Source organism: Maribacter litoralis (genome assembly GCF_003075045.1).
Lineage (GTDB): Bacteria > Bacteroidota > Bacteroidia > Flavobacteriales > Flavobacteriaceae > Maribacter > Maribacter litoralis.
Map to the genome: position 1 here is coordinate 115,005 of NZ_QCZD01000004.1, position 12,007 is coordinate 127,011.

The following is a 12,007-nucleotide window of genomic DNA, read 5'->3' on the forward strand; positions in this document are numbered from 1 at the left end:
CATGCTAAGCATTTACTTGATAACCTAGAATATCTAACAGGTCTTCTGCTTTTTGCTGGGCTCTAAAGAGTTTGTAAGTGAAGTTACCTTTTTCATCTTTATCAATCAATACGTGTTTTGGCTGCGGAATCAAACAGTGTTGCAAACCTCCATACCCACCAATGGTCTCTTGATAAGCACCTGTATTAAAAAAGCCGATGTACAGCGGTTTTTCCCTTTTATACTTTGGTAAATAAATAGCGTTCATGTTCTGTTCACTATTGTAGTAATCATCACTATCACATGTTAAACCGCCCAACAGAACGCGCTCATATTCATCGTTCCAACGATTAATTGGCAGCATGATAAACCTTTTGTTGATCGCCCAAGTATCTGGTAAGGTCGTTATGAAAGAAGAATCAATCATATTCCATTTCTCACGATCGTTCTGTTGTTTCTGATATAGAATTTCGTAAATTGCACCGCCACTCTCACCTACCGTGAAGCTACCGAATTCGGTGAAAATATGAGGAACTGGTACATCTGCTTCTGAGCACGTAATATTAATCTGATTTAAAATTTCATTGATCATATATTGGTAATCGTACTCAAACGCCAACGTGTTCTTTATTGGAAAACCGCCTCCAATATTTAAACTATCTAATGATGGGCAAATCTTCTTTAAACGAACATATACTTTCAAGCATTTTACAAGCTCGTTCCAATAATATGCATTGTCACGTATACCCGTATTAATGAAGAAGTGTAGCATTTTAAGTTCTACCTTATCATTGTCTTTAATTTGATTTTCGTAAAAAGGAACAATATTCTTGTAACCGATACCCAAACGAGAGGTATAGAACTCGAATTTCGGCTCTTCTTCAGATGCAATACGAATACCAACTTTAAAAGTATCGTTAATCTCATCTGACAATAAATCTATCTCTTCGTAATTATCGATTATAGGCACACAATTTTGGTGTCCGTCATTGATTAAACGAGCAATATTATCTATATATTTTTCGCGCTTGAAACCGTTACAGATAACATAGGTTTCATTTGTTAACTTACCATCTGCTTTTAATTTTTCAATGATATTGATATCGAAGGCCGAAGAGGTTTCCATATGAATATTGTTCTTTAAAGCCTCGTGCATTACATGCTGAAAATGTGAGCTTTTAGTACAATAACAATAATGGTATTTACCCTTATAATTATTTTTTTCTATAGCATTGGCGAACCAGTTTTTGGCCCTTAAAATATTCTCTGAAATTTTTGGTAAATATGTGAATTTTAACGGACTACCATATTGCTGCACCAACTCGTTCAAAGGTATGCCGTGAAACTGCAAGTGCTCTCCGTCTAAATTAAATTCTTCTTGGGGAAAATAATAAGTTTGATCAATTAGATCAATGTATTTGGTATTCATGAAATTGAATTAAAATGAAATATGATATTTTATAAATATAGTAACTAGCCAAGTGACTTAAAGTTAAGAAAACGTAACCATGTAGAAACAGGGTATCACACCAATATTTGACGTTGTGTAGTAGGAATAAAGAAGTAATCATGCTGACTTTGCATGATACTAGAATAAAGGGCGGAAGTTTGCTTTACTAATCGGCAACCTATCTTATAAGCCATTTGTGGGAAATACTTCCAATTTCCCTCAAACCCGAACATAGAATAACGATACATAATGTTCAGCTAAAAGCCTGAAATCTCCAACATACAAAGTTGTATATTAGGACAGGACAAATGAAATCAAAAAAAATGAAAAAACAAGCTTTTTCGTTTTTTTTACGACCAGTGACAAAAATTTTAAAAATTAGACCTGAAAATACTGAAATAAAAATATAACTATCTTATTTTTAATGCATTAAAACAACAAATTTAAAACTAAGAAAATGAAAATTGATAATTTAAAAACACCATATTTCGCAGTAATTCTATTTTTTGCCGCAAGTTTAGCTTCCTACGGTCAAATTAAGCGCGGAATTTATGTTGATACTATTGAAAATAACGGTGTAAAAAGAGTGCATCAAGTAAAAATTAATCAGGATTATTTTATCTATAATGAATATGAAATTGAACCTGCAAAATTTATAAAAACAGTGGGCGGCTTTTTTCAAATTGACGATACCTCAACAGGCAAACTATTGGTAGCGCGTTTAGAATTTAATTCCGACTTCAAGAATGATGCTGTAAGAGAACTATCAATTCCTATTGAGGTTGAAGATGATAAGTTAAAAATGAACTGGAAACAACAATTAACGTTAGAACATATAAAAGCTACAGCACAAGATTTAGACGGCGCATGGCTTTTTGCCACTAGAGGACCAGATACCGGGCAAGAAAGACGCGGTGAAGAAAATTCAAGAAAGACATTAAAGCTCTTAATGGACAATACTTTTCAATGGATAGCTTATGACACTGAATCTTTTCGTTTTTCAGGCACGGGCGGCGGCGCCTATTCCGCTGAAAACGGAATCTATAAAGAGTTTATAGAATTCTTCTCTAAAGATAATTCTAGGGTTGGTGCTGATTTGGAATTCAACTACAGTATTGAAGGTGAAGATTGGCACCACACGGGTAAAAACAGTAAAGGCGAGCCAATGTATGAAATATGGAGCAAAAGATCATTGGCAGACGAATAAGATAGACCAAACTTACATTTTAAAAACCACTCCGATTTAGATGCTGATTATAAGGATATAGAGTAAGATTATAAAAAGGCCACCGTTTATCGAAAATAACATTAGATGAACATAGCCGTACAATACTTTTTATAGTTTAGTAGAAAATTCCTACTTATGTCCAACTACATTAACCTTTTCGGATTTTTTGCTATTTGTTTGGTAATCGCCTTTTTATGGGTTTTCTTTTTTACAGAAAACAAAAATTAAACCCACTATGGTTTAATAGTAAATAAGAGATAAAAGTCATGATTTTATGGCATAAAAAAGCCGATTTTATCAATCGGCTTTTTCAAACTAACTCAAACTAAGAACGTATCCCTTTTTTAGGGCACAGCAAAACTAATACTCCAAAGTGGCTGTAAAGTAATTTATAGGTAAACATTCTGTTACCAAATTGATTTATTGATTCCTTAATTCAAGTAAATTCCAATTATTTTAGCAATTACTATATTTCATATATGAAACAATGATCTTAAATCATTCTTTATTACATTAGAGAATAGTGATTCTTGTATTGAATAGATAAAACTTAAAAACTGAATGGGTTTTTCACCAAAAACAAAAAGAAGACTACAACGAATTCTACCATTCGGTGTCATTTGGTGCCTTATCGGTTTTTTCGTGCTTTTTATTCAAGAGGCAGCCACCAGTCATAAAAACCTAAACCCTAATGTAGTTATCACACTAACCCCAAAGGTCTTCATATTTGCCATGATTTCGGTTACGCTAATCGGTTTTATTGTTGGGGCAGTAGAAATAATGTGGTTAGGAAAATTATTCAATACTAAAAGCTTTTATAAAAAGATATTCTATAAACTTAGCTTCTACACATTTTTCTTAGTGCTGGCCATAATTTTCGTGTATCCTATTGCTGCATCCATTGAGCTCGGGTTGCCTCCATTAAGCGAAATGGTCATTTACAAACTATCTAATTTTTTAATTAGTCTAGACTTTATAAGTACCTTAGTATCTATAGCCGTGAGTCTTTTTGCGAGCCTCTTTTATTCGGAAATTAGTTTTCATGTAGGTGATGCAGTGTTTATGAACTTCTTTACTGGAAAATATCATAAGCCCATTCAAGAAAAGCGCATATTTTTATTTTGTGATATGAAATCTTCTACCACCATTGCAGAACAATTGGGGCATATAGAATATTTTAAACTGCTAAAAGCATACTATAGTGATTTCACCAATGCAATTACCAATCATTCTGGTTCGGTGTACCAATACGTAGGCGATGAGATTATAATCTCTTGGAAGTATGAAGAAGGAATAAAGAACAACAACTGGATAAACTGTTTTTTAGCCATGAAGCAAGACCTGCACAACAAAGCCAATTGGTACAAAAACAAATTTGGACTAGAGCCCACTTTTAAATCTGGTTTTCACGTAGGTGAAGTAACCACCGGTGAAATCGGAACTCTAAAGAAAGAAATTATATTCACTGGCGATGTTTTAAATACTACTGCAAGAATTCAAGGGCTATGTAACTCGCATAATGTTGATATACTAATATCTAAAAAACTCATTAAAGAGCTAAAACCAGATCATAGTTTTAAGGTAAAGTCCATGGGTGTTTCCGAATTAAAAGGTAAAGAAGAGAAAATGGAGCTCTTTACGGTTTTTAGAAGTAGTTGAAGTAAAAGGCTATAATATTACCGAATACAAAACTTAAAATTACATTTCCAATAGAAATCTTACCGAGATTGAACGCATTGGAAAAAGCGATAAAAAAAGCGATACCGCCACTAACCAAAAGCAACATCATAATTGCTAATGGAATTATTACGGTACCAACACCAAACAAATTAAGAATACCATTTAATACCACAGTAAAAGCAAACAACGCCATTGTAAAATTTGTTTTTTTGTGACCTACATAGAGGTAATACGCTGCCGCAATTAATTCTACACAAATAGCAATAGCGCCAAACTGACCATAATATGCCTGGGTAAAATAATCTCCTAAATGTTGCGGGGTATCAACTTTTAAAAAGAAGACAATACTAAGAATTAAGGCGAGTACTCCAAAACTAATGGCTATTAATCTTCTTTTATCTACAGAATACGTTTTTTTCTCCATAACTACTTTTTAAATTCTTCAATATCATTTAAAAAATTAACTGCTTTTCTGGTATTGGTACTTGCTAGAATATTTATAGTTCTTTTCACCCATTTAATGTGCATGTTCTTATAACTTAACTTTTTAAGTAACCACACTAATGGTACCAATAATAGTGCATTAATAATTACATACTTATTTACAAAAGCGACATCTAAATGAGGGAAAATATCAAAATCGAAAAAATAGGCCAATGCTACAATAGGATAAGCCCACCACACCGGCGCTGATAGAAAAGCAAGTTTTATAAATAACAAACTATGCGCGTTTATCTTTTCTATTTTCTCCCTAATTTCTACAATAGGTTTAGCATAATCAATTTGGGTTACTAAAGTCAGTTGTCCTATGCTACCAATTAGTGCTATGAGTCCAAAAATATGCAAAATAATACCGCTAACAGCCAAATGTAACATACCCCAATGATCGGCCGTAAATTTACCAAGTACTATCAACACCATTAAAAAAAACATTACTTCTATACTTCTTTTTACAAGGATATTACGTGTTTGCTTTTTAGTATTTTCAAGCTTTATCTTTTCTATCGAAGCCTTATTCAAACTTAGAACAGTATCTAACTTGTCATTATATTCTGCAAAAAGTTCTCTTATTTCTTTATCTTCCATGACGTTTTATTTTATCAAATTCTTTCTTAATTTTTACTTTTATTCTACCAATTTTGGTACCTACATTGGAGGTAGAAATGCCTAATATATCACCGATTTCTTCATAGCTGTTTTCTTCTAAATACAATAGCATAATTGCCTTATCGAGTTCTTTTAGTTTTTGAATAAAACCCTGAAGCATTTTTACATTTGCAGATAATTCCAACGCTTCTACATTACTACCATTTTCTAAACAAAATACAGATTCATCATTAAAAAAATCATTTCTTTGATACCATTTTTTTTCTTTTCTATAAAACGAAATAGCGGTGTTTAAGGCAATTCGGTACATCCAAGTAGTAAACTTGTAATTAGGGTTATAGTTATCAAAAGCATTCCATAATTGAATGATTATCTCTTGTTCTAAATCCTTCCGGTCTTCACGTTGTGGGCAATAAGAGTTCACAATCTTATAGATGATCCGTTTATGTTCATCTATTACTCGTATAAATTTCTCCTTTTTGGCAGGTTCCATGAGTTGGTTGGTGGTTACTGTAAGTTATGGTTATTGAACCAGTTAGCAATAATCTTCATGGCTTTATTATTATGGCGAATTCCGTTGTGCGTTTCATCAGGAATCACAAAAACCTTCCCACTACTATTTTCAGTAACTGCATTATGGTATTTCTCAGCTACAAATGCCTCATCATTGGCGCCAACTACTACAAGCAAAGGTTTGGTTATATGTTGTAATCCTTCCTTATAATCTGCAGGATACATACTTTCATTGGCACGATAACTATACTTAGTTACAGGCATAGATTCTGGCAGGTTAAAGAAAAGCACAGGCAAATCATTATACTTAGTTTCACCAATAGCGTTCATCATTTTTATACCAATAATTCTATTTAAATGCAGTTTTAAAAATGGTTCTTGATCCCCTTCTACTGGAGCAACATTTATTGTTGGAGAATTTGCGCCCAATTGCGGTGCAAAAAGTAAATACCCGTCTACTGCTACAGCGTCTTTAGCCATAACATATCTTAGAATAATACCACCACCCATGGAGTGCCCGGCGAGTATAATTTTTTGATTAGGTTTTTCCTTTTTTATACTCGTAACCACAACTATGACGTCATCTACATATTGGTTTATGTATGATACATCGCCCGGAGTTCCTTCAGATTGCCCATGACCTCTAAAATCTAGCGCTACAATTTCGCTTTGCGTAGCTTCTTGTAATAAACCTGCTGTTCTATTCATCATATAGGCACTAGATAAAATTCCGTGTAAAAGAAGAATGGTGGTATTACTATCGCTATTGTATTGATAAGCGAACAATTGTTTTCCATCTTTAGCAGTAAATTTTCTAGACTCATTTTTATATAGCTGCTCCATACCTAAATCAGCCATGGCTTTAGCATCCATAAGTTTCTGATGTTGTTGCGGTTTAAAAGTAGGGTCGGGCAATTGAATCAGTTTAGTGACTTCACTTTGCGTTTTTTCAAATTGCTCCCAATTCTCTTGAGCCATAATCAATGGCATCGAAAACAGAAAGGTGAACAACATTAGATGATTGACAAATTTTTTCATGACTGTTTGATTTTTTGATTGTTTATTATATGATTCGCACTTGACTGAATATAATCACACTTTTCAACAATTATCTTTATAAATCTTTGATTACCAATATAAATGTAGCCTACATCCTACAAGTAAATGTTCTGATTATCATTTCTAAGTTCTATATCTCATATCCTTGTAGTTTTCTATGAAAATTTGGTATTTTTAAAATACCGAATAACCAAGTCATCCCCGAGAAACAAATATTAATTGACCCGTGCACGCTGTTTTTAACACGAAATCGATAGCCGTACTACCATTTAAAAATATTGGGAGTACTGAAAATGATTACTTTTCAGACGGTATTTCTGAAGAAATCATCAATGCCCTTACCAAAATTAATGGGCTAAAAGTTACCGCTAGAACCTCATCATTTTTCTATAAAAACAAATCGTTAGATGCACGCCATATAGGAAATGAACTTGGCGTTGAAACTCTATTGGAAGGTAGCGTTCGTATTATTAAAGAAAGAGTACGGATTACCGCACAGTTAATACGCACCGATAACGGGTTTCATATGTGGTCTGAAAATTTTGACCGTGAGCTTACTGATATTTTTGAGCTACAAGATGAAATTAGTTTACTAATTGCCGATAAAATACGTGAAAATTTCGGTCATTTTGAGTTACAAGAACATCTGGTAGCATCGGCAACCAATAACATTGAAGCTTATAAACTTTTTCTAAAAGGACGTTCTTTTCAATTAAATTGGCGTTTAGAGGACATTAACACTGCCATTACTTATTATGAACAAAGTGTTGTCATTGACCCTTTATTTGCAGATGCCTATGTAGGTATTGGTTGGTGTTATGGTATTTTGGCAAGCTGGCAATATATTAACCACAAAGAAGGAATTGCAAAAGCTGCATTTTATTTAGATAAAGGGGTTGGTTTAAACCCAACTTCCCATGTTGGTCATTTTGGAAAAGCAACCATTAGTTTTTGGGGAAATTGGTTGTATAATGAAGGCTTATCCTATTTAGAAAAGTGTTTAAACATAAACCCAAAATACACCGAAGCATTAGAAGCAAAATCCGAAATTTTAACGTCTTTAGGCAAGTTTACTTTGGCTAAAACGACCATTGATTTGGCTTTGGAAATAAATCCGTTATCACCAAACCACCACTACACCAAAGGAAACATTTATTATTTACAGGGAGATTTTGATAATGCAATTATTTCATTAGATGTATCCCTTAAAATAGACCCAACCTTCGTTCTTGCAATGGAACTAAAAACAGCTTGTTACATACACCAAAATAATTACAGCTCTTTTATTAGGTATATTGAAATAAATAAGCATTTAGAAAGACCCAATCTTTGCAAAAAATTGTTCGATTTGGTTAACCGGAGCAACCATTTTGAAAACCAAAATATAGGGTCAGCAATTGATGTTAAAAACGAAAACAGTACACACTTACCTTGGAATTTCTATATTTTAATACATGAGGATAAGAATAGTGCTTTAAACACATTAAAACACCATACAGAATTAAAAACTGGTCAGTTTATAAATTTCTACAATGACCCATTTTTAGCTCCGCTACGCCAACTACCTAATTACAAAGACCTAGTAAGCGAACTATTTAGCAGCACGGTTTTACCTAGTAATATTGAAAAAGGGAAAAGTAACAATTCTGAAACTCCCTTTGAAGGCGAAGAATTAAATGATTTTGCTACAGCATTAGAAAATACAATGACAAATAGCAAGCGATTTTGCAATCCTGAATTATCGCTAAAGCAATTAGCTTATGAAATCAACCTACACCCCAACAAACTATCTTGGTTGTTAAACAATCATTTTGGTAAAAATTTCAACGACTTTATAAACCATTATAGAATTAGAGAATTTCAGCAATTGGCAGTTTTACCAGAAAATAAACACATTACACTATTAGGTTTGGCGTATGATAGCGGCTTTAATTCTAAAACCGTTTTCAATACTTTTTTCAAGAAAGAAACCGGTACAACACCTAAACAATGGGTTAAGGCAAATTTATAAGCCCGGCATTTTCTTCTTTTTTATTCATTAAACCATTTCCTCATTTTAAAAGGTTCTGAATTATTTTTTAGAACCAACACCTGTGTATACGAACTTTTAAAAAGGCCAAGACAAGTAATTTGCGCTTGAAATTGAGCTGCTTCTACTTTTTTAAAAAAAGTGTGATGATTTAAAAAGTGGTTCGAATAATAGAACATCAATCAAAAAATAATCAAATCATGAAAAAACAAGGAGTTTTATTAATAGTTATAAGCCTATTGACATTTAATGTATTTGCCCAAGAAACGTACTTAGACATTGTATTGAATTACACCCCTACCAGTATGAGTTTTGGGGACAACAATGATGCTATAAAAGACTTTAAAAAAGGGTATTGGGGTTTACAAGCCGGCGCATCTTTACAACTGGGTATTACAGATTATTTTTCTGTAGTACCAGAAATGTACTTTGTAATGAAGGGTGCCAAATTAAGCCAGAACAACCCGTTAACGAACCAAGAAACACGAATACGTTTCAACACCTTAGACGTACCGTTTTTAGCTCGTTTGCATCTGTGTGACATATACTTGAATGCCGGACCTGTAGTAAGTTACAATTTAGGAGGAAGAGTAAAAACAGAAGGCACTGAAACTTTGGAAGCAAGTAAAACAAAAATGAATTTTGGAGACGGTGCCGAGAGTTATAGCCGTTGGGATGCCGGACTTCAATTTGGCTTAGGTTATGAAATTCAACTGAAAAAATCACGATTACTTTTAGATTTCCGCTATCACTACGGTATGGTCGATATGGGCAATGGGACTGACATGTACAACCGGTATTTTAATATGAATATACTACTGGCTAAAAAATGGAAACAAAATCCATTATCAAAAGCCAAAACAAGAGATATAGCTCTTTGGAAAGCCGTTGACAGCAATCCGTTTGCACTACAGAACAATTAATTAAGGGTTTATTCATCATGAAATCAAACAAAAACACCGCTAGAATTGCAGGCGCACTGTATCTGTTGGTCATCATATTTGGTGTATTTGCAGAAAAGTATGTTCGTGCTAGCCTTATAGATATAGAAAACAACGAAAAAACAATATCGAATATTCTTGAGCACGAGTTTTTATTTCGCTTAGGTTTTCTAAGTGATTTAGGTATGCAATTCGCCTACTTTTTACTTGCCATGTTTCTTTACCGTATCCTAAAGAACATCAATGAATGGATAGCTAAAACCATGCTCTTAAGTGTATGTATTGCCGTAGCCATAATGTGTATTAATATGCTGAACCATTATGCACCCTTGCTTTTGTTAAGTGCAACTTTTGAGTCCACAATAAATACGAAAAACTTAATTGTCTTCTATGTACAAATGCATAGCCAAGGTTACCACATTGCGCAACTTTTCTTTGGCTTCTGCCTACTTCCTTTAGGCTATTTAATACTTAAACACAAAGGCTTCCCAAAAATTATTGGATACCTACTTATGATAGGTTGTATAGGTTACCTATTAGATTTTGCGCTCTACTTCTTATCACCTGGGGCAAGCAAAAACCTTTCTGAATATATTACCGCTCCCGCAGATTTAGGAGAAATCAGTCTGTGCATATACCTTCTTGTAATCGGGGTAAAATTAAAAAGTACCGAATCATAAATCAGAACGACTGGTACGCCATAATACCAAATATTTGCATCAAATAATAATTAAAACATCAATCAAAAAACAAACAACTATGACAACATTATCAAGATTCATCGGAATATTACTTTTAGCCTTTATCACGCTATTGACATCTTGTTCAAGCGACGACGACATTTCTACATTTCCAGAACCAGATGCAGCAATGACTAGTGCAGAATTAACTACTTATTTTAAAACCCTGGCCGAAGACTCAGAAATACCTGGCTTTGCTGTAAGTATTGTAAAAGATGGCGCAATCGTATATCAAAATGCGGTAGGTTATGCGAATATTGAAAATGAGGTAGCATACACAAACCAAACTGTAAATTTCATAGCATCATTAAGCAAAACATTTGTTGGTGCCGCAACCGCAAAAGCTATTTCAGACGGGCATTTTACGTTAGACACCAATATCAATGAACTATTGCCTGTACCTATTACCAATCCAAAACAACCTAATGCCGTGATTACAATAAGGCATTTGGTAACACATACCTCTGGATTAATTGATAATGTAGAAAGCTATTTAGCTCACAACTATTATATTCTTCCGGGAGAGAATACTTCAACCACAGGAGCAAACATTTTAAAAAATGCTACGGGATTGGAACAAAGAGCTGGTGAATCATTAGAAGATTTTTTAGCAAATTATTTTCTTGAAGATGGAGATTTATACAGTACCGCTAATTTTGCCAATGTAAAACCCGGAGAGGTCTGGAATTATTCTAACACCGGCACCGCATTAATGGGGTATATTATTGAAACCGTTACAGAACAGTCATTTGATGATTATGTCAAGCAAACAATACTTGCTCCCCTTCAAATGAATGCGTCTACATTTAATCTAGATGAAGTAAATACGAACGCAACTGCCACATGTTATTTAGAAAAAGGCATTCCACTACCCAAATACGCCTTTGATTCTTACCCAGAAGGCGGTCTGTTCACCAATAATGAAGATATGGGTATCTATTTGTTGGAAATGAGCAAAGGTTTGAGCGAAGGTGCCACCACGTTATTTGGGTCATCTTCTTACGATATGCTTTTTAATTACCAATTAGCGGACGGAATAGTTCCTAGCAATTTTGCCGACAACCATGGTTTGTTCTGGTATTCGTACAACAATCATTGGGCACATGGTGGCAATGACCCAGGTGTATCAACATACATAGAATTAGCTGATGATGGCTCATGGGGGTATACCATATTATCTAATATGGATGCCGTATTTGGCGCAAATGAGGCTAAATATCTTCAAGTCAAAGAAAAAATAGAAGAAGGCATTCAAGTCTATTTAGAGAGTAATTAAAAAGT

At 33.9% G+C, this 12,007-nt stretch carries 11 protein-coding genes; 6 read left to right on the forward strand and 5 right to left on the reverse strand.

Annotation, left to right across the window (positions count from 1 at the left end; all coding sequences use genetic code 11):
- Window positions 1-4 precede the first annotated feature (4 nt).
- On the reverse strand, window positions 5-1,408 hold the full coding sequence (locus DCS95_RS16185; protein ID WP_116771837.1) for an arginine decarboxylase: 1,404 nt from the start codon (window positions 1,406-1,408) through the stop codon (window positions 5-7).
- A gap of 478 nt (window positions 1,409-1,886) precedes the next feature.
- On the opposite strand from DCS95_RS16185, the gene DCS95_RS16190 reads away from it, so the two are divergent.
- Window positions 1,887-2,636: a hypothetical protein gene (locus DCS95_RS16190; RefSeq protein WP_244178476.1), complete on the forward strand. Its 750-nt coding sequence runs from the start codon at window positions 1,887-1,889 to the stop codon at window positions 2,634-2,636.
- Between the two features lie 582 nt (window positions 2,637-3,218).
- Entirely contained in the window at window positions 3,219-4,316 is a 1,098-nt protein-coding gene (locus tag DCS95_RS16195) for an adenylate/guanylate cyclase domain-containing protein (RefSeq protein WP_116771838.1), read from the forward strand.
- Here DCS95_RS16195 and DCS95_RS16200 read toward each other — a convergent pair.
- From DCS95_RS16200 to DCS95_RS16215, 4 genes are read right to left on the reverse strand one after another with little or no spacing between them, the layout of a single operon-like run.
- Window positions 4,303-4,761 carry a hypothetical protein gene (locus DCS95_RS16200; protein ID WP_116771839.1) on the reverse strand — a complete coding sequence of 153 codons (459 nt, stop codon included), beginning with the start codon at window positions 4,759-4,761 and terminating at the stop codon, window positions 4,303-4,305. The genes DCS95_RS16195 and DCS95_RS16200 overlap by 14 nt on opposite strands.
- A gap of 2 nt (window positions 4,762-4,763) precedes the next feature.
- Window positions 4,764-5,423 (reverse strand): hypothetical protein, encoded by a 660-nt coding sequence (locus DCS95_RS16205; protein ID WP_116771840.1) that lies wholly within the window; start codon window positions 5,421-5,423, stop codon window positions 4,764-4,766.
- Window positions 5,413-5,937, reverse strand: a complete 525-nt coding sequence (locus tag DCS95_RS16210; protein WP_116771841.1) for an RNA polymerase sigma factor — start codon at window positions 5,935-5,937, stop codon at window positions 5,413-5,415. The genes DCS95_RS16205 and DCS95_RS16210 overlap by 11 nt, the downstream gene beginning before the upstream one ends.
- A 14-nt stretch (window positions 5,938-5,951) precedes the next feature.
- On the reverse strand, window positions 5,952-6,995 hold the full coding sequence (locus DCS95_RS16215; protein WP_116771842.1) for an alpha/beta hydrolase: 1,044 nt from the start codon (window positions 6,993-6,995) through the stop codon (window positions 5,952-5,954).
- A 247-nt stretch (window positions 6,996-7,242) separates the two neighbouring features.
- Between DCS95_RS16215 and DCS95_RS16220 the strand changes: the two genes are divergently transcribed.
- The 4 genes from DCS95_RS16220 (at window position 7,243) to DCS95_RS16235 (ending at window position 12,002) form a co-directional block, all read left to right on the forward strand.
- Window positions 7,243-9,027, forward strand: coding sequence for a helix-turn-helix domain-containing protein (locus DCS95_RS16220; protein WP_116771843.1), 1,785 nt, complete (start codon window positions 7,243-7,245; stop codon window positions 9,025-9,027).
- A gap of 218 nt (window positions 9,028-9,245) precedes the next feature.
- The gene (locus DCS95_RS16225; protein ID WP_164674219.1) at window positions 9,246-9,968 is read left to right on the forward strand and encodes a porin family protein; all 723 of its coding nucleotides are present in this window, start codon (window positions 9,246-9,248) and stop codon (window positions 9,966-9,968) included.
- A gap of 17 nt (window positions 9,969-9,985) precedes the next feature.
- A complete protein-coding gene (locus DCS95_RS16230; RefSeq protein WP_116771845.1) occupies window positions 9,986-10,666 on the forward strand; it encodes a DUF4386 domain-containing protein in 681 nt (226 codons plus the stop codon).
- A 79-nt stretch (window positions 10,667-10,745) separates the two neighbouring features.
- Window positions 10,746-12,002 (forward strand): serine hydrolase domain-containing protein, encoded by a 1,257-nt coding sequence (locus tag DCS95_RS16235; RefSeq protein ID WP_116771846.1) that lies wholly within the window; start codon window positions 10,746-10,748, stop codon window positions 12,000-12,002.
- Window positions 12,003-12,007: the final 5 nt, after the last annotated feature.

What these genes read in the sequence shown, in the direction of transcription:
- DCS95_RS16185 (WP_116771837.1), bottom strand. Translation starts at nt 1,408, where the DNA reads ATGAATACCAAATACATTGATCTAATTGATCAAACTTATTATTTTCCC.
- DCS95_RS16190 (WP_244178476.1), top strand. Translation starts at nt 1,887, where the DNA reads ATGAAAATTGATAATTTAAAAACACCATATTTCGCAGTAATTCTATTT.
- DCS95_RS16195 (WP_116771838.1), top strand. Translation starts at nt 3,219, where the DNA reads ATGGGTTTTTCACCAAAAACAAAAAGAAGACTACAACGAATTCTACCA.
- DCS95_RS16200 (WP_116771839.1), bottom strand. Translation starts at nt 4,761, where the DNA reads ATGGAGAAAAAAACGTATTCTGTAGATAAAAGAAGATTAATAGCCATT.
- DCS95_RS16205 (WP_116771840.1), bottom strand. Translation starts at nt 5,423, where the DNA reads ATGGAAGATAAAGAAATAAGAGAACTTTTTGCAGAATATAATGACAAG.
- DCS95_RS16210 (WP_116771841.1), bottom strand. Translation starts at nt 5,937, where the DNA reads ATGGAACCTGCCAAAAAGGAGAAATTTATACGAGTAATAGATGAACAT.
- DCS95_RS16215 (WP_116771842.1), bottom strand. Translation starts at nt 6,995, where the DNA reads ATGAAAAAATTTGTCAATCATCTAATGTTGTTCACCTTTCTGTTTTCG.
- DCS95_RS16225 (WP_164674219.1), top strand. Translation starts at nt 9,246, where the DNA reads ATGAAAAAACAAGGAGTTTTATTAATAGTTATAAGCCTATTGACATTT.
- DCS95_RS16230 (WP_116771845.1), top strand. Translation starts at nt 9,986, where the DNA reads ATGAAATCAAACAAAAACACCGCTAGAATTGCAGGCGCACTGTATCTG.
- DCS95_RS16235 (WP_116771846.1), top strand. Translation starts at nt 10,746, where the DNA reads ATGACAACATTATCAAGATTCATCGGAATATTACTTTTAGCCTTTATC.